The organism is Streptomyces sp. NPDC050315 (genome assembly GCF_040655775.1).
Lineage (GTDB): Bacteria > Actinomycetota > Actinomycetes > Streptomycetales > Streptomycetaceae > Streptomyces.
On sequence record NZ_JBFAKN010000004.1, the window covers coordinates 26436 to 50277 of the forward strand.

At 73.4% G+C, this 23842-nt stretch carries 17 protein-coding genes; 6 read left to right on the forward strand and 11 right to left on the reverse strand.

The window, feature by feature from the left end; translation table 11 throughout:
- Positions 1-11: 11 nt before the first annotated feature.
- Positions 12-1550, reverse strand: a complete 1539-nt coding sequence (eccB, locus tag AB0I82_RS15450) for a type VII secretion protein EccB (RefSeq protein ID WP_363257772.1) — start codon at positions 1548-1550, stop codon at positions 12-14.
- A 413-nt stretch (positions 1551-1963) separates the two neighbouring features.
- On the opposite strand from eccB, the gene eccE reads away from it, so the two are divergent.
- The 3 genes from eccE (at position 1964) to AB0I82_RS15465 (ending at position 7163) form a co-directional block, all read left to right on the forward strand.
- On the forward strand, positions 1964-3208 hold the full coding sequence (gene eccE, locus AB0I82_RS15455) for a type VII secretion protein EccE (RefSeq protein WP_363257773.1): 1245 nt from the start codon (positions 1964-1966) through the stop codon (positions 3206-3208).
- Positions 3208-3921 carry a hypothetical protein gene (locus AB0I82_RS15460; RefSeq protein WP_363257774.1) on the forward strand — a complete coding sequence of 238 codons (714 nt, stop codon included), beginning with the start codon at positions 3208-3210 and terminating at the stop codon, positions 3919-3921. The genes eccE and AB0I82_RS15460 overlap by 1 nt, the downstream gene beginning before the upstream one ends.
- A 353-nt stretch (positions 3922-4274) precedes the next feature.
- Positions 4275-7163 carry an SCO5717 family growth-regulating ATPase gene (locus AB0I82_RS15465; protein WP_363257775.1) on the forward strand — a complete coding sequence of 963 codons (2889 nt, stop codon included), beginning with the start codon at positions 4275-4277 and terminating at the stop codon, positions 7161-7163.
- Positions 7164-7246: 83 nt separating this feature from the next.
- On the opposite strand, the gene AB0I82_RS15470 is transcribed toward AB0I82_RS15465, so the two are convergent.
- The 9 genes from AB0I82_RS15470 to rimP all read right to left on the reverse strand — a co-directional run bounded on the left by AB0I82_RS15470 (position 7247) and on the right by rimP (position 19666).
- Positions 7247-8206, reverse strand: a complete 960-nt coding sequence (locus AB0I82_RS15470) for a bifunctional riboflavin kinase/FAD synthetase (RefSeq protein WP_363257776.1) — start codon at positions 8204-8206, stop codon at positions 7247-7249.
- Positions 8207-8389: 183 nt separating this feature from the next.
- A complete protein-coding gene (locus tag AB0I82_RS15475; protein WP_363257777.1) occupies positions 8390-12355 on the reverse strand; it encodes a serine protease in 3966 nt (1321 codons plus the stop codon).
- Positions 12356-12626: 271 nt separating this feature from the next.
- On the reverse strand, positions 12627-13553 hold the full coding sequence (gene truB / locus AB0I82_RS15480) for a tRNA pseudouridine(55) synthase TruB (RefSeq protein ID WP_363257778.1): 927 nt from the start codon (positions 13551-13553) through the stop codon (positions 12627-12629).
- Positions 13550-13999: a 30S ribosome-binding factor RbfA gene (gene rbfA, locus AB0I82_RS15485; protein ID WP_363257779.1), complete on the reverse strand. Its 450-nt coding sequence runs from the start codon at positions 13997-13999 to the stop codon at positions 13550-13552. The genes truB and rbfA overlap by 4 nt, the downstream gene beginning before the upstream one ends.
- Before the next feature lie 89 nt (positions 14000-14088).
- Positions 14089-14385 (reverse strand): DUF503 domain-containing protein, encoded by a 297-nt coding sequence (locus AB0I82_RS15490; protein ID WP_363257780.1) that lies wholly within the window; start codon positions 14383-14385, stop codon positions 14089-14091.
- Positions 14386-14506: 121 nt separating this feature from the next.
- On the reverse strand, positions 14507-17590 hold the full coding sequence (gene infB / locus AB0I82_RS15495) for a translation initiation factor IF-2 (protein WP_363257781.1): 3084 nt from the start codon (positions 17588-17590) through the stop codon (positions 14507-14509).
- Between the two features lie 149 nt (positions 17591-17739).
- Complete coding sequence (locus AB0I82_RS15500; protein WP_363257782.1) at positions 17740-18018, reverse strand: YlxR family protein; 279 nt, start codon at positions 18016-18018, stop codon at positions 17740-17742.
- 122 nt (positions 18019-18140) lie between these two features.
- Positions 18141-19133, reverse strand: coding sequence for a transcription termination factor NusA (gene nusA / locus AB0I82_RS15505; RefSeq protein ID WP_030266413.1), 993 nt, complete (start codon positions 19131-19133; stop codon positions 18141-18143).
- A gap of 2 nt (positions 19134-19135) precedes the next feature.
- The gene (gene rimP, locus AB0I82_RS15510; protein ID WP_363257783.1) at positions 19136-19666 is read right to left on the reverse strand and encodes a ribosome maturation factor RimP; all 531 of its coding nucleotides are present in this window, start codon (positions 19664-19666) and stop codon (positions 19136-19138) included.
- Between the two features lie 161 nt (positions 19667-19827).
- Here rimP and AB0I82_RS15515 point away from each other — a divergent pair, with 161 nt between their 5' ends.
- From AB0I82_RS15515 to AB0I82_RS15525, 3 genes are all read left to right on the forward strand, one after another.
- Positions 19828-20421: a hypothetical protein gene (locus AB0I82_RS15515; protein WP_363257784.1), complete on the forward strand. Its 594-nt coding sequence runs from the start codon at positions 19828-19830 to the stop codon at positions 20419-20421.
- The gene (locus tag AB0I82_RS15520; protein WP_363257785.1) at positions 20421-20918 is read left to right on the forward strand and encodes a ferritin-like domain-containing protein; all 498 of its coding nucleotides are present in this window, start codon (positions 20421-20423) and stop codon (positions 20916-20918) included. The genes AB0I82_RS15515 and AB0I82_RS15520 overlap by 1 nt, the downstream gene beginning before the upstream one ends.
- Before the next feature lie 79 nt (positions 20919-20997).
- The gene (locus AB0I82_RS15525; protein ID WP_363257786.1) at positions 20998-21912 is read left to right on the forward strand and encodes an aminoglycoside phosphotransferase family protein; all 915 of its coding nucleotides are present in this window, start codon (positions 20998-21000) and stop codon (positions 21910-21912) included.
- 172 nt (positions 21913-22084) lie between these two features.
- Here AB0I82_RS15525 and AB0I82_RS15530 read toward each other — a convergent pair whose 3' ends face one another.
- Complete coding sequence (locus AB0I82_RS15530; protein ID WP_363257787.1) at positions 22085-23785, reverse strand: proline--tRNA ligase; 1701 nt, start codon at positions 23783-23785, stop codon at positions 22085-22087.
- Between the last annotated feature and the right edge of the window lie 57 nt (positions 23786-23842).

The following is a 23842-nucleotide window of genomic DNA, read 5'->3' on the forward strand; positions in this document are numbered from 1 at the left end:
CGTTCCCCGCCTCACGAGCCCTGTGGCTGCCGGGCACTGTTGGTGTCCAGGCGCGGTCCGGTGGGCAGCAGTTCCGACCAGCTGACCGGTACCGGCACCGGGGCGGTGTCCCCGTACCCCAGCAGTTTCTGCGCCAGCCGCTCGGATTCCTGAGTCTCTTCGGTCTTCTTCTTGTCGTCCTTGCCGATGGCGGACTCGGACGTGTCGCTGTCGTTGTTGCCCTGTACGGCGTACCGCAACCCCGTGTCGGTGACGAGGAAGACCGGTCCGGTGGTCGGCTCCTTGCCCTGGAACTGGCGGAACAGCAGGCCCGTACCGGGGGTGACGTACGCGCTCGTGGTGCCGGCGGCGATCCGCTGCGGGTAGTCGGCGCCCGCCCAGACACTGAGGGTGGTGCCGCCGGTCTTGGTGTTCACATGGCGCAGGACGTTGCACACGGTGTCCCTGTCGCCCTTGCCCGGCATCACGGCGTTCACCGGGGCGACTTCCTGCTTGGGCCATGTGAAGCTCTTGTCGGCCGCGAAGGAGCGGCCGGCGTGGAACTGGGCACGGTTGATGCTCAACGCCTCGTCGCCCTGCCCGAGTACGGACAGTTCGTCGCTGCTCAGCAGCACCCGCGCCGTGAAGTTCGTGATCGGTGCGACGCGGTCCTTGAGGACGATGTAGTAACGCTCTTGCTGGCTCTCGGTGGTCTTGAGCACCGTGCCGACCCGGCCGAGTCGTTCGCCGCCGGTGAAGCCGGGCGCCCGGGTCTGTGTGTTCACTCCTCCGCCGATCCGCGGGTACCGGATGAGGCTGCCCTCCTTGAGGCTGTCCAGCCAGTCCTTGCTGACCCGCTGCGGCTTGGCGCCCTGGCCCATGAGAGTGCTGAGCAGTGCCTCGTCCTGGGTCAGCTCGTACTTGCGGCCGGTGCTGTCGACCATGTACGACGGTCCGCCCGAAGCCTGCACGTACAGCACGTCGCCGCCGCGCAGGCGATGCTTGTCGTCGACCTTCTTCGCGTCGGCACCGGCCAGCACGAAGCTCTGCTTCTGTACGGCGCGGCCGCCCTGGCTCTGCTGCTCGCAGACCGCCCAGCGCTTCTGCTTCGCCGCTTCGCCCGGATCGGGCAGGCGGTCGGGGGCGTACGGAATGCCGAGAGTCGGGCCGTGCGGGATCTTGCCGCTGTCGAGCAGCTTTTCGTCGACGTTGACGATGTCGCTGTTGCCCTCGGCCTTGGTGGCGAGGAGTTTGGCGGACGCGTAGTTCATCACCGGGTAGAGCTGCTTGTTCTTCTTCGTCCCCAGTACGACGTACCGTGTCGTCGACTTATTGGCGACGATGACGTGCGCGGCCGTGTCGTCCCAGCCCTTCGGGGCCGTGGGCTTGAACATCCCCCATGCGCCGAAGGCCGCCACGATGACGACACCCGCGATCGCGCCCGGCACTATCGCGCGCAGTGGGCGCGGGGCTCCTTCTTCTGTGCCGCTGGGGCTCGGTTGGAGGAATGACGCGACCAAGCGCCGCTTCGCGAAGGTGTAGGCGTTGAGTTCATCCCGCCGTGATGCCATGTCCGACCGTTATCTCCTGAATGTGCCCCGTAGTTCGGCATGAAGACACACGCCGAGCGTCCCACTATGCCGAATCATGGGGTGCGCGTGTCGCCCGGGTCCGGTGGGAGTGACGTCGGCAGGGAGCTGGTTGACGCGCACTCGCGAGTATCCCGGCAAGGCCGTGCGTGGGTGGCGAACTCACCGCCCCGGCAGGGTTATCCACAGGCAGGAGCTGACGAGCTCGTCGATCCCCCGCGAGTAGTAGTGTGATGCCCCTGATCAAGGCCCTTGCCGAGAGGGACGAAGCGCGGATCACGAGGGGGCTGCGGGGGATGGCGACAGCGACGCGGATGCGTTCCTCCGGACCGCACCGGAACAGGCCCGGCACGCCCCGGGGAGACCGACCACGCGACACGGCGGCTGCCGCCTCCGTGCGGCCGGGAGCCGCCCCTGCCTCCACGACCCTAGCTACAAAGTCCCGCAGCAACCGCATGGGGCCGGTCCAGCTGCAGCAACTCGTCCTGATCGAGCTGGCGTTGGCGGTTGTGCTGGTGGCTGCCGCGGTGGACATGCTGCTGCTGGTGCCGGCCGTTGTGGTCGCTGTGGCGCTCGTGCTGCTTGCGGTGTTGCGGCGGCGGAAGTTGTCGATACGGGACTGGCTGTCCACCGTGTTGGCGTTGCGGGCTCGGAAGAGTGCTGCGCGGGCGTTGGATCAGCGGGTGGATCCGAGTCTGGCGCCGGCTGCCGAGGCGGTGCCCGGGTTGCGGACGTACGGGTATCTGGACCGGGACCGGCGGACGGTCGGGATGGTCGGGGACGGGACGTTTCTGACGGCTGTGGTGCGGGTCGAGGCCAAGGGGAGCGCGTTGCGGCCGCCGGGTGGTGCGCGGGCGTTGCCGATGACCTTGCTGCACGATGCGCTGGACGTGGACGGGATCCGGTTGGAGTCCGTCCAGGTGGTGCAGCATGTGCAGCCCGCGCCCGCGCCGCATCTGCCCGAGCATGCGGTTGCCCGGCAGAGTTACCTGCCTCTGCAGCAGCAGACGGGAGCGCCCGCGCTGCGGCTGATGTGGGTGGCGCTGAAGTTCGATCCCGAGCTGTGCCGGGAGGCGGTCGAGGCACGCGGGGGCGGTCTGACGGGCGCGCAGCGCTGTCTGACCCGCGCGACCGACCACTTGGCCAGTCGCCTCACGGGCGCCGGCTTTCTGGCCACGGTCCTCGACGAGCAGGAGCTGATCGCGACCCTGGCGACCTCGGCCTGCGCCAATCCGGTCGCGACCGCGCGGGCCGGGCTGCCCGACGCCGCTCCGGCCCGCCGCACGCAGGAGACCTCCCGCGTCTGGAAGTGCGACGACCGGCTGCACACGACGTACGGGATCGGGCGCTGGCCGGAGCTGGGCCGGTCGGCGACGCCGTTGCCGCGCCTGGTGTCGGTACTGACGTCCGTACCGGCGCTGGCCTCGACGTTCAGCCTGACGGTGACGGCCGGTGACCGGCACGGCGCGGCCGGGGTGAGCGGACACGTACGGCTGACCGGGCGTTCGGACGCCGAGCTGTCGCGGGCGCGGCAGCGGTTGGAGGCGGCGGCGCGCGTGGCGAAGCTGGGCCTGGTCCGGCTGGACCGGGAGCAGCTGCCCGGTGCGGTGGCGACGCTGCCGCTGGGAGGTGCCCGCTGATGGCTTCGGCGACTTCGGCCCTGCGGGGCCTGTACGGACCTCGCCGGGCACGGCATGTGGTGCCGGTCGACGACCTCGGTGCGCTGACGCTGCCGCTCGGCGACGACGGCCTGACGGTGGGCCACGACGCGGAGAACCGCCCGGCGGTGCTGGGGCTCTATCACCCCGCGCCGTTCGACATCCTGCTGATCGGCGGGTTGTGGACGGCCCAGGCGCTGGCGCTGCGGGCGGCCGGTACGGGTGCGCGGGTGGCCGTCGAGACGGGCCGGCCCCAGCTGTGGACGAACCTGGCGCATGCGGCGGGTGCGGGTCAGGAGTGCTTGACGCTGCACGAGGTCGGGCGGGTGCCGCCGATGGGTGCGACCGTCGGCAGCCCCGTACTGGTCGTACGCGACTGCGGGATGCGGCCGCCGCGCGGGCGGGTCTCCTCGGCGCCCTGGCAGTCGGTGCTGACACTGCTGCCGTACATGAGCCCGGTGGCCCCTCGGCTGATGAATGCCGCCGGACTCGTCGGCCTGCAGCGGATCTCTCCCGATGAGGCCGCGCACGCCGCACGCATATTGGGGCTCTCGCAGACCGATGTCGACGCGCTGCCGTCGATCGGCGACGGAGTCACGCTCTGGTGCGGTGACAATCAGGCGCGGCAGTACGTCATGACTCAGCCGACGGAGGCGGAGACAGGACTGCTGGGGAACCCCCGCCGGGTGGACTGAGCCGGGGCCGTCGGCCTTGGCCCGACGCCCTTGGCGGTCGGTCGGATCAGTCGCGTCGGTCCGGGGCGGGGCGGTCAGGGGCAGTTCGGGCAGATGTGTCTCATTGTTCGGCTTCGCGGCTCCGTCGCGTGGGAGACGTGCGTAGCCTGAGGCAACAGACAGGTATCGGGCGAAGGCGGGCCTGCCGGGCTGTCGGCGCTGGCGTTTAGGCTTGGGTCCAAGCGACAGGGGAACCCACGGGAACGCCCGGCGTGTCAGGGGGATCCGGCGATTAGGCGTACGTGTGTCGGCGATGCGCGTGAACGGTGTCGCGTCGCGGGATTCAGAGGTACCAGACCACAGCAGGAGGCGTAGTGAGCAGCGATCGGGACGAGATCCGCACGGGCGGCATCACCCCCGGCGAGGATCAGTCCGACGCGGATCCCGAAATGACGGGAGAGTTCACCATCGACTACACCCCGCCTGCTTGGTATACGCAGAACGCCGATTCGGGGGCGGGTGCCGGGTCCGGGGCGAGTGCGGGTACTGGCGCCGGGGTGAGCGGTACTTTGCCGCCGCCTCCCCCGCCGTTGGGTGAGCCGCTCTTCCCGCCGGCGGCGAAGCCGTCGGTGCCTGACGCGGCGGAGAAGACCGGTGAGGCTGCCGGTGCGGCGGCTTCGGAGGGTTCCGGGGCCGCGGAGAAGGAGTCCGGGTCCGCGGCCGGAAGCGCGGCCGCGGGTGGCCCGGAGCCGGTGACCGGGCGGCCCGAGCCGTTGAGCGCGGACGCCGCGCCGATGACGCCTCCGCAGGGTCAGCCGGCCGCCGGCACGTGGTCGCCCGCCGCGCCGCAGGAGTCCGCGCCTTCGCTGCCGCCGCTGCCGCCGGAGTTCCGGCCGGCCGAGCCGCAGGGGCAGAGCGCTCCCGCGGGTTCCGGCGCACCGCAGTCCGGTGCGTGGTCCGCGCCCGCGCAGGGGCCGGCCGAGACGCCGGCCGCGCCCAAGGGTGAGGACGGGCTGTCGTCGGCAGCCAGTGCTGCGCCGGGGCAGCAGGGCGGGGCACAGCCCGCGCCGGGCGGCGAAGCGCCGTCCGTACCGAATCAGGGCGCGCAGCCGGGCGGTTACGGCTACCCGGCTCCGGCACAGGTGCCTCCGCAGCAGACGCCCCCGCAGCAGGCGACTCCCCAGCAGCCTGTGCCGGAGCAGGCTGCCCCCGGACCGGCCGCGCAGGCCCCCGGGCAGCCTCCCGTACAGGCCGCCCCCGGGCAGCCCCCCGCGCAGGCCGCCCCCGGACAGACGCCCGGACAGCCTCCCGCGCAGGCCGCACCCGGTGCTCAGCCGGGAGCGCAGCCCGAGGGGCAGCCCACGCCCGCCACCGGACAGCCCGTGCCGCCGAGCGCGCCGGTCTCCTCGGCGCAGCCCGGTCAGGGCTGGTCGCCGGCCGCGGGCGCGCAGGGTGCGCCCGGTCAGGCCGCGCAGCCGGGGCAGCCGGGGCAGCCCGGCCCGCAGCCGACACAGGGACAGCCCGGCCAGCCGCAGCCCGCGCAGGGCCAGCCCGGTCAGCAGCAGCCCGCGCCGCAGGGACAGCAGGGCGCGCAGGCCGGCGCCCAGCCCGCAGCTCAGCCCGGCGCCGCGCCCGTACCCGACCCCGCACCCTTGCCCGGCCAGCCCCAGCCCCAGCCCCAGCCCGGTTACGGATATCCGCAGCAGTCCGGGTACGGCTACCCGCAGCAGTCCGGCTACGGCTACCCCCAGCAGCAGCCGGCAGGACCCGGCCAGCCCGGCCAGCAGGCCCAGCCCGGAGCCCACCCCACCCCGTACGGCCAGCCCGGCGGTCACCCCGGTGCGCCCGGTCAGCCGCCGCACGGTCAGCAGCCCCAGCAGCCCGGCCCGCAGGGCCACCCCGGCGCGCAGAGCCCCGACCCCGGGGCCGGTGCCTGGAACGGGCAGGCCGCCGGGCAGCCCGGGCAGCCCGGCCCGCAGCAGGGTGCGCACGGCCCGGCCGGTGCGCCCCTCGGGTACACCGCTGCCGTCGAGCTGTCCTCCGAGCGGCTCATCAAGGGCAAGCAGAAGGCGCGGAAGCCGGGGGCCAACCAGCCCGGCAACTCCCTGTTCAAGTTCGGCGGCAAGAAGGAGGAGGCCGAGCGCCAGCGCAAGCTGGACCTCATCCGTACGCCGGTGCTCTCCTGCTACCGCATCGCCGTGATCAGCCTCAAGGGCGGCGTGGGCAAGACCACGACCACGACCGCGCTCGGCGCGACGCTGGCGACGGAGCGCCAGGACAAGGTCATCGCGATCGACGCCAACCCGGACGCCGGTACGCTCGGCCGCCGGGTGCGCCGCGAGACGGGTGCCACGATCCGCGACCTGGTGACCGCGATCCCGTACATCAACAACTACATGGACATCCGGCGGTTCACCTCGCAGGCGCCGTCCGGTCTGGAGATCCTCGCCAACGACGTCGACCCGGCCGTCTCGACGACCTTCAATGACGACGACTACCGCCGCGTCATCGACGTCCTGGGAAAGCAGTACCCGATCATCCTGACCGACTCCGGTACGGGTCTGCTGTACAGCGCCATGCGCGGCGTGCTGGACCTCGCGGACCAGCTCATCATCATCTCCACGCCGTCGGTGGACGGTGCGAGCAGCGCCAGTACGACGCTGGACTGGCTCTCGGCGCACGGCTACGCCGATCTCGTCTCGCGCAGCATCACGGTCATCTCCGGGGTGCGCGAGACCGGCAAGATGATCAAGGTCGAGGACATCGTGTCGCACTTCGAGACGCGCTGCCGCGGCGTGGTCGTCGTGCCGTTCGACGAGCACCTGTCGGCGGGCGCCGAGGTCGACCTCGACATGATGCGGCCGCGCGTCCGGGAGGCGTACTTCAACCTCTCGGCGATGGTCGCGGAGGACTTCGCGCGGGCGCAGTCGGCGCAGGGGCTGGGCGGTTACCAGCAGGTCCCGGGCCAGCCCGGCCAGCCCGGCCAGTACCCCGGCCATCCGGGCCAGCCCGGCCAGTACCCCGGTCAGCCGGGACAGCCGGGTCAGTACCCCGGCCAGCCCGGTCCCCAGCAGGGTCAGCCGGGACAGCCCGGTCCGCAGCCGGGCTGGCAGCAGCAGCCTCCGCAGGGGTACCCGCAGCAGCAACAGCCGCAGCCCGGCGGCCAGTACGGCTACGGCTACGGCTACCCCCAGCAGCCCGGTCAGCCGGGGCAGCCCGGCCCGCAGCCCGGATGGCAGCAGCCCCCGCAGCAGCCGCAGTAGCAGCGGCGCGGTAGCGCACACATGAGTGAACCCCCTTGCTGAGCAAGGGGGTTCACTCGTTCGGTTCAGGACGTCTCAGGACCTCAGGAGTCGCTCGCCGGGCCCTGACTGACCAGCGCCCGCGCCTGCTTCACGTCCATGGCCATCCGCTCCAGCAGCGCGTCCAGGGTGTCGAACTTCTCCTGGCCGCGGATGTACGCGACGAAGTCGACGGCGACGTGCAGGCCGTACAGGTCGAGCCCGACCCGGTCGATGGCGTACGCCTCGACGGTGCGGATCTTGCCGTCGAACTGCGGGTTCGTGCCGACCGAGATCGCGGCGGGCATCGCCTCGCCCTCGACGTGCAGATAACCCGCGTAGACGCCGTCGGCGGGGATGGCGGTGTGCGGCAGCGTCTCCACATTGGCGGTGGGGAAGCCCAGTTCGCGGCCGCGCTGGGCGCCGCGTACGACGATGCCCTCGACGCGGTGCGGACGGCCGAGCACCTCGGCGGCGCCGGCCATGTCACCGGCCGCGACCAGCCGGCGGGTGAGCGTGGAGGAGAACGGCTCGCCGTCGCCCGCCTCGCCGCGCTCGAAGAGGTCGACGACCTCGACGTCGTAGTCGTACGTCCGGCCGAGCTCGGCCAGCGTCTCGACGTTGCCCGCCGCCTTGTGTCCGAAGCGGAAGTTGGGGCCTTCCACGACGAGCCGGGCGTGCAACTTGTCCACCAGTACCTTCACCACGAAGTCGGCGGGTGCCAGCTTCGAGAACTCCTTGGTGAAGGGGAGGATCAGCACGGCGTCCACGCCCAGTTCGGCCATCAGCTCGGCCCGCCGGTGGTGCGGCGCGAGCAGCGGCGGGTGCGTGCCGGGCCGGACGACCTCGCTGGGGTGCGGGTCGAAGGTGACCGCCACCGCCGGTACGCCCAGCTCACGGGCGCGCGCCACGGCCTTGCCGAGGATCAGCTGATGTCCGCGGTGTACGCCGTCGTAGGAGCCGATGGTGACGACGCTGCGCCCCCAGCCCTCGGGGATGTCCTCCAAGCCACGCCAGCGCTGCACTGTGCCCGCTCCTTGCCCGAACTCTTGTCTGTTCACTACACCGATACGGCATTGCGCAGGTCTAAGACTGCCATGCCGGGCGGTGTGGTTCGCGCGAAGGGTGGGCTCACCCCGGTCGCCCGCGCGGGGAGCGGCCGGTGAGCGCAGACGGGGCCGGGGGGTGCGGACGGATGCCGACACGGGTCAGGCCGGATGCGGGGCGCCCTGGGAGGGCGTGCGGACCGCGCCGTGCGCCAGGGGGCGAGTGGGGGCGGGGAGGTTGGCGGGGGTCGGGGCCGGTGAGCGGGGGCCGAGCATGGCGCGGGCGCTGGGGCCGACGATCGCGGCCCATTCCGCGGGGGCCGCGGCCAGCCATGTCCGTACCATCGTGGCGAAGTCCGGCAGCAGCCGGCCGAGCTCGACCAGCCGGCGGTCGAAGCGGGCCGCGCCTTCGAGGGTCCGGACGTGCAGCAGGCCGGTGCGGTGCACGAGGTCCCGGGTCTGCGCCTCCGGGCGGCGCGCTGCGCCCTGCGCGGCCGCGCACAGCAGCGCGTCCAGCACCGTGGCGTCGGGCGCGGCCGGCACCGGGTCCGGTGCGCCGCTCGGGCGGCGGCCGGTGCGCTCCCGCTCCAGCAGGACGTCCAGCAGTTCCTGGCGGAGCGGGCAGGACGCGGTGCTGCCGGGCCGGGCCAGTACGGGCACGAGCGCACACCGCACCGGCGCGGCGTGCGCGGTCAGCAGCCGTACGGCGAGGGGCTGGAGGACCGAGCGGGCGCCGGGCCCGGCCTCCAGGCGGTGGGCGACGAAGTCCGCGACGGGGCGCGCCGCGGTCCAGGGGAAGCGGATGGCGTACTCGTCCACGAGCGCTGCGGCGCGCCGGGCGAGTGCGGGGGTCGAGACGCCGGCGAGCGTACGGAGCACGGCTTCGGCGGCGTCGGGCTCGGGGCGGCCGGCCTGGGCGTCGCTGGGCTCGCCACCGGTGGCGCCCTGCGGCATCCCGGCCCCGCCGCCCATGGCCGATTGTCCGGTGCGCGTCGGTGACCTGCGCAGCCGGGTCTGGAAGGCGGTGAGTACCGGCTCCGGGTGGCTGGTGAGCGCGGCGGTGAACGCGGCGGGCGGCAGCGCGGGGTCGCCCGCCGTGAAACCGGCCAGCGCCCGGTCCAGGTACCGGGAACGGGTGGCCCGGTCGCCGACGAGCAGGGCCAGCGCGGCCCCGTGGACGCCGGGGTCTGCCGGGCGCTCCAGGAGGGTACGGGCGGCCTGCCGCAGCAGTTCGCGGTCCGCGTCGGTGGCGGCGTGTGCGGCGACGACCAGCGCGTACGCGGCGGCGGCCGCCCGGCGTGCGGGCCGGTCGTCGCGCGCCCAGCGGTCCACGGCGCGGCAGAGCGCGGCGGGCTCGTCCTCGGCGAGCGCGGTGAGGAGCTCGTCGGCGCGGGGGTGCGCGGTGGCGGCGAGCGCCTCGGTGAGGCCGTCGGTGGCGCGTCGGCGGTGGGTGTGCAGCAGGGCCTGGGCGGCCGCGGCGACGGTGGGTTCCTGGGGCGGCCCGGCGTCGGCACCGGGCCGTACCGGGCTCCGGCCGCGCTGCAGCGGACGCTCGTCGTCGAACCAGCGGCACAGCAGCGGCTGTACCCGCCGGGGATCGGCACACAGCAGCGCCGCCGCGAGCCCGAGGAAGCGGGGGCCCGGGGCGGCGGCGCCTTCGACTGCGGCCGTCCCGTCCTCCTCCCCCGTCGCCGCGTTCTCCGGCGGTGGGCCGTCGGCCGGCAGCAGGCGGCGGACGAGGTCGAGGCGGGTCGCCGGGTCCAGCGGCAGCCGCCGCCAGAACCAGGGCCCGAACGCGTCGAGGCCCGTCCGGCCGAAGCCGCCCGCCAGCGCCGAACGGTCCGTCACGCGGGCCGCGAGGAGATGCAGTACGCGGGCGTACGGTGCGGCGTCGGGCAGCCGCAGCAGGACCTCGCCGAGCAGGTGCTCGGCCCACCACCGGGCGTCCCGCACCGAGGCGTCGGCCGCTCCCCCACCCGTCCCCGTCCGCTCGCCGCTCCTCCCGCCCGGCGCCGTGACCACCTCCACCAGCCCCTCCAGCCGGTGGCCCAGCGCTTCGGGGCCGGCCCGGCGGCCGAGGAGCAGCAGGGCCTGGACCACCGGCCCGATGCGGTGCCGCGGTACGGCGGGCGGAGCAGCGGCGGGTGGCTGTCCGGCGCGTCCCCCGGTCGGCCCGTGCACCAGCGCGTCCAGCGTCTCGGCCACGTCGAGGTGCGTGCCCTGCAGCCAGTCGGCGAACTCTTCGTGCGGAAAGCGGTAGCCCGCACCGGCCGGCACGAGCAGCCCTTCGGCGAGTACCGCGGACGCCCAGCCCGTACGCCACGGGAACAGCTCGTCGAACGACGCACGGTCCAGTTCGCCGCGGCCGGGGGCGAGGCAGCGGCGGGCCGCCTCGTGGGCGCGCCCGGCCACCCGCGCGGCCGACCGGCGCACGTCCGCGCCGCGCTCCCCCGGCCGCGCCAGCCGTTGCGCGACGCGCAGGCACAGCAGGTCCAGGTAGCCGCCGAAGATCTCGTGCCGGTGCGGCGTGCCCATGCCGCGCGCGTCCTCGCCCGCGGCCACCAGGGACGTCCGTACCTCGGTCAGCAGCCGCAGGGCCAGCGGGTGGCCGGCGTCCGCGGTGGTCAGCGCGCCGGCCGGCAGACCGTACCGGGCACGCGCCCGGGCCGCCTCGCGCGGTGCCAGGTCGCCGAGGCGTACGCAGGGCGGCAGCGCGCCGGCCGGTGCGCCGGGCGGGGTCACCGCCGGGTGGCGCGGCCGGTGCAGGAAGGCGACGGGGAAGTGGGCCCCGGCGGTCTCCCAGTACTCGGGGCGGCAGGCGACGATCAGCCGGGCCCCGGTGCCGTGCAGCCATTCCGCGGTGTCGCGGGTCCAGTCGGCGAGTCGCTCCGCGAGGTCCGGCGGCAGCTCCTCGGGGCCGTCGAGCAGGACCAGGAGGGGGCGCCCGGCGGCCCGCGCGAGCCCGGCCACTTCCTCGGGTGTGGCGGCCGCGGGGTCCCCCGGCACCGGCCCCGAGGCGCTGAGCACCCGGCCCGCCGCACGCAGCGCCCGCCCCACCGCGTCCCGCAGTCCCCGGTCGGCGGCGCGCAGGTCGGCGCCGCGGAGCCGGAGGGTCGGCGCGGGCGCGACGGCCCGCGCGCGGCGGGCGGCGAGCGCGGCCAGTTCCGTACTGCGCCCGGTGCCGGTGTCGCCGACGAGGGCGAGGACCCGCGCCGCCGGGGCACCCACCGGAGTACCGCCCACCGGCTCTGTCGCCGCAGTGCACGCACCGAAGGCGGCGAATTCCTCGGCCACCTCGGGCCGTTCGACCGGCTCCCGCCACGGGCCGGGGCCGCCCGCCGTTCCCATGGCGGTCGTGGTGAGGGCCAGCACGCCGGCCAGGTTGAGGTCCGGGCCGTACGCCGGAACGGTCGCGGCGTTACGGGCCAGCAGTGCGGCGAGCGGCCCGCGTGGATCGGCCGCCGCCGCGGCGTGCAGCGGAATCGCGAACCCGCGCGGCACGGCAGCGCCCGGCGCGTGCGGCACCAGTACGCCGGTACTCCCCGCCGGCCGCCCGCAGTGCAGTGCGGTGCCCACCACGGCCAGTACCGCCCCGGTTCCGGCGTCGGTCACCAGCCCGCCGACGGCCGGGCCGCCCAGCCGCAGCGCCTCGCCGGCCGGTCCGGGCACGGCCAGCTCGACGGCGTCGGGCAGATGGTGGCGGCGATCGGTCGCGGTGTAGACGACGGCGGCCCGCCCCACGACGCGCGCCACCGGCACGCTCGCCCGCTCCGCCGACACCCCGGCCTGCTTCCCCGGGTCACCGTCCCCGTCCCCGTCGACGTACAGCCGTACCTGCGTACCCGGTTCCGGGCGCCCCGCCGCGACCGGGAGCGGCGGCAGGCCGAGGCCGGTGGTCCGGACGAGGGCGAGACCCGACTCCGGGAGCGGGGTGACGGCGTCCGCGCCGACCGCGCAGGTCCGCCCGGCGGCGCCCTGCAGGACCAGGCGGGCCAGCCCGTCGACCGCTTCGTGGCTGGTCAGCAGGGTGCCGTCGGGGTCGGCGAGGAAGCCCGTGCCGCGCGGCCGCCCGGCCAGGTCGCGGATGCGCACCAGCGCCTCCGCCGCGTCGGCCGCCTGCACCACCATCGCCGTACCTCCCGCCGTCGCCGAAGACCCGGGTACGCGCGCCGCTCACCTCGGGCGACGCGCGTACCGGGTCATTTCGACCGTAGGCAGCCGGTGATCGTCCTGGACAGGGCGCATCGCGAACGCGCCCCCGTCCACGCCCGCGGTTCGCTCCGAGCGCCCGCCCGATGGGGTGAATACGCCGGCGCCCCGAACGCGCCGACACCCGAAGACGCCTGCGTCCCGTGAGCTTCGGGCTCACGGGACGCAGGTCAGACATACCACGGGGACGTCAGACGAAGACCGCCAGGCTCTTCGCCTTCCCGCCCTTGTTCTCCAGCAGCGCGAGGAACGTGCCGTCCGGCGCGAACGCGGCGACCGCCCCGTCCGTGTCGAAGAGCGGCATCGGGATGCGCGCGCCGTTGCCGAGCAGCTTGGCCTGCTGCACGGTGACGTCCCAGCGCGGGAACGCCGCGGCCGCCGCCTCGCCGATCGGCATGATCGGCAGGCCGCCGCCCTCGGGCTCGTCCACGGCCGCCTGCAGCTGCTCCAGCGTGCGGGCCTTGTCGAGCTTGTACGGGCCGACGCGGGTGCGGCGCAGCGCCGTGAGGTGCCCGCCGACGCCCAGGCCCGCACCGAGGTCGCGGGCGAGCGCGCGGATGTACGTACCGGAGGAGCACTCCACGGAGACCAGCAGGTCCGTGACGGGCGTGCCGTCCTCGGCCTCGGTCTCGTGGACGGAGTGCAGCACGAAGGAGGAGACGGTGACCGGGCGGGCCGGTATCTCCACTTCTTCGCCGCCGCGCACCCGCGCGTAGGACCGCTTGCCGTCGATCTTGATGGCGCTGACCTTGGACGGCACCTGCATGATGGCGCCGCTCAGCTCCGCGATCCCGGCCTCGATGGCGTCCCGGTCGAGGTCCTTCGCGCCCTTGGACTCGGTGATCTCGCCCTCGGCGTCGTCGGTGACGGTGGTCTGGCCGAGCCGGACCGTACCGACGTACTCCTTCTCCGTCAGCGCGAGGTGACCGAGCAGCTTCGTGGCCCGCTCGACGCCGAGGACGAGCACGCCGGTCGCCATCGGGTCCAGCGTGCCGGCGTGCCCGATGCGGCGGGTGCGGGCCATGCCGCGCATCTTCGCCACGACGTCGTGCGAGGTGAAGCCGGCCGGCTTGTCGACGATGACAAGACCGTCCGGCGGGGTGATCTTCTTCGTCATTCGGTGGCGGTGTCCTCGTCGTCCTCGCCCGGCTTGCGGTACGGGTCGGCCTCACCGGCGTAGTCGGCGTTCGAGGAGGCCTCGCGGACCTTGGCGTCGGAGGCCCGCGCCTTGTCCAGCAGGTCCTCGATGGTCCGGGCGTTCTCCGGGAGGGCGTCCGCCACGAACGTCAGGGTCGGCGTGAACTTGGTGCCCGCGGCACGTCCGACCTCGGAGCGCAGGATGCCCTTGGCGCTCTCCAGTCCGGCCGCGGCGCTGGCCCGGTCCTCGTCGTCGCCGTAGACCGTGTAGAAGACCGTCGCCTCCCGCAGGTCGCCGGTGACCCGGGTGTCCGTGATGGTCACGTGCGTGCCGAGCCGCGGGTCCTTGACACCGCGCTGCAGCTTCTGGGCGACCACCTCCCGGATGAGGTCCGCCAGCCTCTTCGCCCGCGCATTGTCGGCCACTGGTCTGTCTCCTTCTGGTTTCTTTCCACCATGGTGCTTGCGGCGCCGACGGCCCGCACGGCCTGCCGGGTGACCGGCGGGCCGTCGCGTCAGTCGTCGTGTTCGCCGTGGAACCGCCGCCGTACCGACAGCAGCTCCACTTCGGGACGTGCGGCGACCAGTCGCTCGCAGCGGTCCAGTACGTCTGTGAGGTGCCCCGCGTCGCCGGATACCGCCGCCAGGCCGATCGTGACCCGGCGGTAGAGGTCCTGTTCGCCGACCTCCGCCACGCTGACCGCGTACTTGCGGTGCAGTTCGGCGACGATCGGGCGGACGACGGAGCGCTTCTCCTTCAGCGACCGTACGTCGCCGAGGAGGAGGTCGAAGGACAGCGTCCCTACGTACATGCAGTCCGGGTGAGCCACCCGTGGGGCCTGAGGTGTAGCGGTCACTGGCACCGTACACGCAACGGCCGGGGCCGATCGACGGAATTCCTCCCGCCGACCGGCCCCAGCTCGCTGTGCGTGATCAGCCGCGCGGCTTCTCGCGCATCTCGTACGTCGCGATGACGTCGTCGACCTTGATGTCGTTGAAGTTGCCGAGGTTGATACCGCCCTCGAACCCTTCGCGGATCTCGGTGACGTCGTCCTTGAAGCGGCGCAGACCCTCGATGTTGAGGTTCTCCGCGATGACCTTGTTGTCGCGGAGCAGGCGCGCCTTGGTGTTGCGCTTGACCTCGCCGGACCGGATGAGGACACCGGCGATGTTGCCCAGCTTGGACGACTTGAAGACCTCGCGGATCTCCGCCGTGCCGAGCTCGACCTCCTCGTACTCCGGCTTCAGCATGCCCTTCAGGGCCGCCTCGATCTCCTCGATCGCCTGGTAGATGACCGAGTAGTACCGGACGTCGACGCCCTCGCGCTCGGCCATCTGCGTCGCGCGGCCTTCGGCGCGGACGTTGAAGCCGATGACGATCGCGTCGGAGCCGGACGCCAGGTTGATGTCGGACTCGGTGACCGCACCCACGCCGCGGTGCAGCACGCGGATGTCGACCTCCTCGCCCACGTCGAGCTGGAGCAGCGAGGACTCCAGGGCCTCGACCGAACCGGACGCGTCTCCCTTGATGATGAGGTTGAGCTGCTGGACCTCGCCGGCCTTGAGCACCTTGTCCAGGTCCTCCAGGGACACGCGACGGGTGCGCTTGGCGAAGGCCGCGTTGCGCTCGCGCGCCGCGCGCTTCTCGGCGATCTGACGCGCGGTGCGGTCCTCGTCGACAACCAGGAAGTTGTCGCCGGCGCCCGGCACGTTGGTCAGACCCAGCACCAGGACGGGGGTCGAGGGACCCGCTTCCTGGACGTTGTTGCCCTTGTCGTCCAGCATCGCGCGGACTCGGCCGTAGGCGTCGCCGACGACCATCGTCTCGCCGACCCGCAGGGTGCCGCGCTGGACCAGGACGGTCGCCACGGCGCCGCGGCCGCGGTCGAGGTGGGCCTCGATCGCAATACCCTGCGCGTCCTGCTCGGCGTTGGCCCGCAGGTCGAGCGAGGCGTCCGCGGTGAGGACCACGGCCTCCAGCAGGCTGTCGATGTTCTCGCCCTGCTTGGCGGAGATGTCGACGAACATCGTGTCGCCGCCGTACTCCTCGGCCACCAGACCGAACTCGGTGAGCTGACCGCGCACCTTGGTCGGGTCGGCGCCCTCGACGTCGATCTTGTTGACCGCGACCACGATCGGCACGTCGGCCGCCTTGGCGTGGTTCAGCGCCTCGATCGTCTGCGGCATCACACCGTCGTTGGCCGCCACCACGAGGATCGCGATGTCGGTCGACTTCGCACCACGGGCACGCATGGCAGTGAACGCCTCGTGACCCGGGGTGTCGATGAAGGTGAGGCGACGCTCTTCGTCGTTGACCTCGGTCGCGACCTGGTACGCACCGATGTGCTGCGTGATGCCGCCGGCCTCGCCCGCGATGACGTTCGTCTTGCGGATCGCGTCCAGCAGTCGGGTCTTACCGTGGTCGACGTGACCCATGACGGTCACGACCGGCGGACGGGAGACGAGCATTTCCTCGCCGCCCTCGTTCTCGCCGAACTCGATGTCGAAGGACTCGAGAAGCTCGCGGTCCTCCTCCTCCGGGCTGACGATCTCGACGACGTAGTTCATCTCGTCGCCGAGGAGCTGCAGCGTCTCGTCGGAGACGGACTGCGTCGCGGTGACCATCTCACCCAGGTTCAGCATGACCTGGACGAGCGACGCCGGGTTGGCGTTGATCTTCTCCGCGAAGTCGGTCAGCGAGGCACCGCGCGACAGACGAACCGTCGCACCGTTGCCGCGGGGCAGCATGACGCCGCCCACCGACGGGGCCTGCATGGCCTCGTACTCCTGACGCCTCTGCCGCTTCGACTTGCGACCGCGACGCGCGGGACCGCCGGGACGGCCGAAGGCGCCCTGCGTGCCACCGCGGCCACCGGGACCGCCGGGACGGCCACCGAAGCCGGGACGGCCGCCGAAGCCGCCGCCACCGGGACGACCCGGAGCGCCGCCGCCACCGCCGGGACGGCCGGCGAAGCCGCCGCCACCGCCACCGGGACGACCGGCGAAGCCGCCGCCACCACCGGGACGACCGCCGCCGCCCGGACGACCGCCGCCGCCGGGACCACGGCCACCGCCGGGGCCGCCGCCGGGACGCGGGCCGGCAGCCGGACGCTGCGGCATCATGCCCGGGTTCGGACGGGCGCCGCCGCCGGGACGGGGACCGCCCTGGCCTGCGCCGGCACCGCCGCCGGGACGGGGCATACCGCCCGGAGTCGGACGGTTACCACCGGGAGCCTGGGGACGGGGACCGCCCTGGCCGGCACCCTGCGGGCGCGGGCCGCCGGGGCCACCCTGACCGCCGGGGCGCGGCGCGCCACCGGGACGGGGAGCCTGCGGACGGGCCATGCCCGTGGAGCCGCCGGAGGTGAAGGGGTTGTTGCCCGGACGCGGGCCCTGGGGACGGTTGCCGCCGGGGCGCGGAGCACCCTGACGGTCGCCGCCGGGACGCGGGCCACGGTCGCCGCGGCCCTGGCCGCGGTCCTGACGCTCCTGGCCGGGGCCGGGACGGCCCGGACGCGGACCGGGGGTGGCGCCGCCGGGCTTGGGGGCCTGCGGCGCGGCCGGCGGAGCCTGGAACTCGGGCTGCGCGGGCGCGGCCGGAGCGGGCTTGGGAGCCGGCTTCGGGCCGGGCGTGGGGCGCGGGCCCGGAGCGGGCGCCGCGGGAGAGGGGGTGCTGCTCTTCGGCGCCTCGGGGGCCTTCGGGGCCTCGGGGGCGGCCGGAGCCGCGGGGCCCGGCTTGGGGGCACCCGGCTTCGGGGCAGCAGGACGGGCCGCCTGCGCCGGGGAGGGCGCGGACGGCTTGGCGGGCGCAGACTTGCGCGGCGCCGAGGGCTTGCCGGCGGCACGGCCGTTGCCGTTGCCTGCCTGGAAAGCGTCGGTCAGCTTGCGAACAACCGGCGCCTCGATCGTCGAGGACGCCGAACGGACGAATTCACCAAGTTCTTGGAGCTTGGCCATGACGACCTTGCTCTCAACGCCGAACTCCTTGGCGAGTTCGTATACCCGGACCTTAGCCACTTCGCTCCTTCTAGGTCCGGGTTGTCCACCGGACCGTCGCTACTTCATGGGCGTACTCATCGCGTACTCATCGAGTGCTCATCGCAATCTCGACCTACTTCCGACTCGCGAGGTACCTGACCGCACGGTTTTCCGTGCGACGTGCTGTCTTACGGTGTTGCCTGCTCGACGTACTGGCGCAAGGCCGTGGTGTCGAGCGGTCCCGGCCCTCTGAAGGCCCTGGGGAACGCCCGGCGGCGGACCGCCAGCTCGAAACAGACCGGTGTGGGGTGCACGTAAGCACCCCGGCCGGGCAGCGTACCGCGTGGATCGGGGGTGCACTCACCATCGATCACCACGATGCGCAGCAAATCGCCCTTGGCCGCTCGCTCCCGGCATCCCACACAGGTTCGCTCAGGGCATGCGCGGGCATGCGTCCGGCCAGACACTGCTTAAGTCTACCTCCCCGTAGCGGTCTCACCCCTATGGGGTAAGGACCGAACGGCTGCTCGTATTCCCTCTGTGGCTGACAATCGACGCCGGCGGCACCGGGCCGCCGGCGTCCAGTACGTCAGTCCCGCGGGTCCGGTGCCTCGGTGTCCGGGCGGATGTCGATGCGCCAGCCGGTGAGCCGGGCGGCGAGCCGGGCGTTCTGCCCTTCCTTGCCGATGGCCAGTGACAGCTGGTAATCGGGGACGGTGACCCGCGCGGAGCGCGCGGCCAGGTCCACGATCTCGACCTTGGAGACACGGGCCGGCGACAGCGCGTGCGCGACCAGGTCGGCCGGGTCGTCCGACCAGTCCACGATGTCGATCTTCTCGCCGTTCAGCTCGGCCATGACGTTGCGGACGCGGCCGCCCATCGGACCGATGCAGGCACCCTTGGCGTTCAGCCCCGAGCGGGTCGAACGCACCGCGATCTTCGTGCGGTGACCGGCCTCACGGGCGATGGCGGAGATCTCCACCGAACCGTCCGCGATCTCCGGGACCTCCAGCGCGAAGAGCTTCTTCACCAGGTTCGGGTGGGTGCGCGAGAGGGTGACCGACGGGCCGCGGACGCCCTTGACGACGCGGACGACGTACGAGCGCAGCCGCGTGCCGTGCTTGTAGTCCTCGCCGGGGACCTGCTCCTGCACCGGCAGGATGGCCTCCAGCTTGCCGATGTCGACCAGGACGTTCTTGGGGTCCTTGCCCTGCTGGACCACGCCGGTGACGACGTCGCCCTCGCGCCCGGCGTACTCGCCGAAGGTCACATCCTCCTCGGCGTCCCGCAGCCGCTGCAGGATGACCTGCTTGGCGGTGGTCGCCGCGATCCGGCCGAAACCCGACGGTGTGTCGTCGAACTCGCGGGCCTCCTGGCCCTCCTCGAGGTCGGCCGGGTCCTCCTTCGCCCACACGGTCACATGGCCCGTGTTGCGGTCCAGCTGCACGCGCGCGTGGCGGCGGCTGCCCTCGGTGCGGTGGTACGCGATGAGGAGGGCCGACTCGATGGCCTCCACCAGCAGGTCGAAGGAGATTTCCTTCTCCCGCACCAAACCCCGCAGGGCGCTCATGTCGATGTCCACGGCTACGCCTCCTCCTGGCTCTCGTCGTTGGTGTCGCCCACGGCGGGAGCCGGAGCGGTCTTGCGGTTGAACTCGATCTCCACGCGCGCCTTGGCGATCTCGCTGAAGGCGACCCGGCGGGCGGTGGGCTTGCGCCCCTTCACGCCCGGCACTTCGAGGTCCAGGCCCTCGTCGTCGACGGCGATGATCCGGGCGACCAGCTCCCCGCCCTCATGCAGCTGGGCCTTGATCAGGCGGCCGGTGGCGCGGCGGTAGTGCCGCGGCTCGGTGAGCGGGCGGTCCGCGCCGGGAGAGGTGACTTCCAGGGTGTACGCGACGTCCCCCATGGCGTCCGCGTCGTCCAGGGCCTGCGAGATCTCGCGGCTGAGTGCGGCGCACTCGTCCAACTGGACGCCGTCGTCGGAGTCCACCACGATCCTCAGCACACGCCGCTTGCCCGCGGGGGTCACCTCGATCTCTTCCAGATCCAGGTCTCGCGCGGCGACCAGCGGTTCAAGCAGTCCGCGCAGCCTCTCGCTCTGGGTGGTGCTCATCCGGGTGACTCCTCGGCCGCGTGTGCTGTTGTGGGATGGTCGCGTGTCTGGCCAAAGCCTATCTGTTCCGGCGGGGTACTGACGATTCCGTGCGCGGCCGCGGTTACGCTCGCCTGCGGTGATCACCAGATCACCACCCGCAGACCCCCGGGAAGAGGACCGTGCCGCAGCCGAGTACGCAGCCGAGTACGCACCTGAGTACGCCCCTGAGGAGAAGGACGCTGCTGGCAGGCGCCGCGCTCGGCAGCGCGGCACTGCTCACGGGCTGCTCCGAGCAGTCCGCCGCGTCCGACGACATGGACAGCGCGGCCGGCCGGTCCCTGCTCGAAAAGGGCTCACAGGACAGCGGCGCACTGCTGGCCCGGTACGACGCGACGCTGACCGCCCACCCGGCGCTGGAGAAGCAGGTGCGCCCGCTGCGGGACCAAGTCGCCGCGCACATCGCGGCGTTCGACACGCCGGAGGCCACCGGCACCCCGTCCGGCACCCCCTCCGCGACCGCCTCGCCGTCCCGCACACCGGGAAAGCGACCGCGCGCCCCGAAGGTACCCGGCAGCGCGCGGCGAGCCCTCGCCGCGCTGGCCGACGCCGAACGGGAGACCGCCGACCGGCGCACCGCGGCCCTTGTCAGCGCGCCGCCGGAGGTCGCCCGGCTGCTCGCCTCGGTCGCCGCGGCCGGCGCCGCGCACGCCCACGTACTCGACTCGCACGGCAAGGACGGCGGGACGGACGAGAAGGACGGGAAGAACGCCTGATGCCGGCGGAGAAGCAGGAGAACACCGAGCGGGCGGCCGAACTGAAGGCCCTGCAGAACGCGCTGGCCGCCGAGCACGCCGCGCTCTACGGCTACGGCGTGGTGGGAGCGCGCGTCGACGACGGGCGGCGCGGGGAGGCGCAGGACGGCTACGACGCCCATCGTGCGCGCCGGGACGAGCTGAGCCGCCGGGTGACCGCGCTCGGCGGCACACCGAAGGCCGCGGCAGCGGCGTACGCGCTGCCCTTCCCCGTGCCCGACGCGGCCGCCGCCGTGCGCCTCGCGGCCGAACTGGAGGACCGGGTGGCCGGGGCGTACGCCGACCTCGTACGCGCCTCTTCGGGGGCCCGGCGGCGCGCGGCGGCCGGATCGCTCCGGGAGGCAGCGGTGCGTGCGGTGCGCTGGCGCGGCAGCGGCGTAGCCTTCCCTGGGCTCGCCGAACGGACCACGGCCGGCAGCCCGTCGCCCACCGCGACCGGATCCGCCGACGCGCTCTGAGCGCGCGGCGGCCACCGGCCCGGACGGCCGCAGGCCCGCCGGCCACCCCGGCACCGCCGACGAAAGGGACAGTTCCAGCATGGCAACGGCACCCATCGAACCGCCGAGACGGTTGGTGCGCGCGATCGGCGACGACCCCGCGAGCCCCGCGCGCGCCTGGCTGGACACGCTGCCGGAGCGCGTGGCGGAGCGGCTGGCGGCCTGGGAACTCACCCCGGAGCGGGTGCACGAGCCCGGCGGCCGCGCCAGCCTCCTCGTCCTGGTCACCCAGCGGGACGGCACGCCGGCCGCGCTGAAGTTCCCGCTCCCCGGACAGCCGGGCGCGGAGGCCGAGGCGGCGGCACTGACGCGCTGGGACGGCTGGGGCGCGGTACGACTGCTCGACGCCGACCTGGACAGCGGCGCGCTCCTGCTGGAGCGGCTGCGCGGCGCGGTGTCGCTGCGCTCGCTCCCCGAGACGAAGGCGCTCCTGGAGGCGGCGGGGACGGTCCGCCGGCTCTGGGTCTCTCCCCCGGAGCAGCACCCCTTCGAGACGCTGGCCGCCCGCACGGAGGCCGACGTGGCGGCGCTGCGGGCCGGCGGCGCGGCGGCCCCCTCGGCCGCCCCGCTGATCGACGAGGCCACGGAACTGCGCCGCGCGCTGCCCGCCGACGCCCCCGAAGAAGTACTCCTGCACGGCGCGTTCCGGCAGGGCAAGGTACTGGCCGGCCACCGCACGCCGTGGCTCGCGGTCGGGCCGCGACCGGTCATCGGCGAACGCGCGTACGACCTGGCCGGGCTGGTCCTGGACCGCATGGAGGACCTGGCGGCCGGCACGGGTGCCGCGGCCGCGGCGCGCCGCCGGGTCGCCAAGCTGGCCGACTCCCTGGACGTCGACCGCGATCGCCTGCGCGGCTGGACCCTGGTGCGGGCCGTCGAGACGGGCCTCCAGGCCCTGGCGGCGGGCGATCGCGGCCGCGGGGAGCTGCTGCTGGAGTTCGGGACCTGGCTGTAGGACCCGCAGGAGCCGCTTCCGGCGTGGACGTGTACGCACGCCCGTCCGGCGCGGGCTCGTTGTGGTGCGCGTCGTATCGCGGCCTGGCGGCCGCTCGTCCTCAAACGCCGGACGGGCTGGATTCGCCAACCCCCGCACCACACGGTGCGGGGGCCGCCACCTCCGTCGGAAACTACGCGCTCAGGCGCGCCACGGCCTCCTCGACCGTGACCTCTTCACGCTCACCCGTCCGCCGGTCCTTCAGCTCCACGACGCCCTCGCCCGCGCGGCGCCCCGCGACGACGATCGTGGGCACGCCGAGCAGCTCCGCGTCGGTGAACTTCACGCCCGGGGAGACCCCGGCCCGGTCGTCGACGAGCACGCGCAGCCCCGCCGCGCCCAGCTTCTCGCCGACCTCCAGCGCCAGCTCCGTCTGCTTGGCCTTGCCCGCCGCGACGACGTGCACATCCGCCGGGGCGACCTCGCGCGGCCAGCACAGGCCGGACTCGTCGTGGGTCTGCTCGGCGAGCGCCGCCACCGCGCGGGAGACGCCGATGCCGTACGAGCCCATCGTGACCCGCACCGGCTTGCCGTTCTGGCCGAGTACATCCAGCTCGAACGCGTCGGCGTACTTGCGGCCCAGCTGGAAGATGTGGCCGATCTCGATGGCCCGGTCGATGACCAGCCCGGCACCGCACTTCGGGCAGGGGTCGCCCGGCTCGACGACGACCACGTCGAGGTAGTCGTCCACCTCGAAGTCGCGGCCCGCGACGACGTTGCGGGCGTGCTTGCCGTCCTTGTTGGCGCCGGTGATCCAGGACGTACCGGGCGCGACGCGCGGGTCGGCGAGGTACTTGAAGGCCTTGCCGGCCAGGCCCTGCGGACCGATGTAACCGCGCACCAGGTCCTCGCGGCCGACGAAGTCCTCGGCGGTGACGACCTCGACGACGGCCGGCGCCAGGTGCTCGCCGAGCTTGCCCAGGTCGACCTCGCGGTCACCGGGCACGCCGACGGCGACGATCTCGCCGTCGACCTTCACCAGGAGGTTCTTCAGCGTGGCGGAGGCCGGGACACCCAGATGCGCGGCCAGCGTCTCGATGGTCGGGGTGTCCGGGGTGTCCAGCTCCTCGATCTCGCCGACGCCCGACGCGTCCACCGGCGCGACCTTCACGGTCACGGCTTCGGTGTTCGCCGCGTAGTCGCACTGCGGGCAGTCGACGAAGGTGTCCTCACCGGCCGCGGCGGGGGCGAGGAACTCCTCGGACGCGGAGCCGCCCATCGCGCCGGAGACGGCCGAGACGATGCGGTAGTCCAGGCCCAGGCGCGCGAAGATCTTCTGGTACGCCTCGCGGTGCAGCGCGTAGGACTGCGCCAGCCCCTCATCGGTGGTGTCGAAGCTGTACGAGTCCTTCATCTGGAACTCGCGGCCGCGCAGCACGCCGGAGCGGGGGCGCGCCTCGTCCCGGTACTTGGTCTGGATCTGGTACAGCATGACCGGCAGGTCCTTGTAGGACGTGCACTGGTCCTTCACCGTGAGGGTGAAGATCTCCTCGTGGGTGGGGCCGAGGAGGTAGTCGGCGCCCTTGCGGTCCTGCAGACGGAAGAGCAGGTCGCCGTACTCCTCCCAGCGGTTGCTCGCCTCGTACGGCTCCTTGGGGAGCAGCGCGGGCAGCAGGACCTCCTGGGCGCCGATGGCGTCCATCTCCTCGCGCACCACGCGCGAGACGTTCTCCAGCACCTTCTTGCCCAGCGGCAGCCAGGTCCAGATGCCGGCGGAGGTGCGGCGGACGTACCCGGCGCGGACGAGCAGCTTGTGGCTGGCGGTCTCGGCGTCGGCCGGGTCGTCGCGCAGCGTCTTGATCATCAATCGGGACATGCGCTGGACCTGGGCCATGGTGATTCTCCTGCGTAAGAAAGGGTTCTGGAGCGAGGTTATCGGGCCGGGCATCGC

Excerpts from the sequence above, each read along its gene's own strand:
- eccB (WP_363257772.1), bottom strand. The coding sequence starts at position 1,550 with ATGGCATCACGGCGGGATGAACTCAACGCCTACACCTTCGCGAAGCGG.
- AB0I82_RS15525 (WP_363257786.1), top strand. The coding sequence starts at position 20,998 with ATGGCAACGGCACCCATCGAACCGCCGAGACGGTTGGTGCGCGCGATC.
- AB0I82_RS15460 (WP_363257774.1), top strand. The coding sequence starts at position 3,208 with ATGGCTTCGGCGACTTCGGCCCTGCGGGGCCTGTACGGACCTCGCCGG.
- rimP (WP_363257783.1), bottom strand. The coding sequence starts at position 19,666 with ATGAGCACCACCCAGAGCGAGAGGCTGCGCGGACTGCTTGAACCGCTG.
- AB0I82_RS15490 (WP_363257780.1), bottom strand. The coding sequence starts at position 14,385 with ATGTACGTAGGGACGCTGTCCTTCGACCTCCTCCTCGGCGACGTACGG.
- AB0I82_RS15475 (WP_363257777.1), bottom strand. The coding sequence starts at position 12,355 with ATGGTGGTGCAGGCGGCCGACGCGGCGGAGGCGCTGGTGCGCATCCGC.
- AB0I82_RS15520 (WP_363257785.1), top strand. The coding sequence starts at position 20,421 with ATGCCGGCGGAGAAGCAGGAGAACACCGAGCGGGCGGCCGAACTGAAG.
- AB0I82_RS15530 (WP_363257787.1), bottom strand. The coding sequence starts at position 23,785 with ATGGCCCAGGTCCAGCGCATGTCCCGATTGATGATCAAGACGCTGCGC.
- truB (WP_363257778.1), bottom strand. The coding sequence starts at position 13,553 with ATGACGAAGAAGATCACCCCGCCGGACGGTCTTGTCATCGTCGACAAG.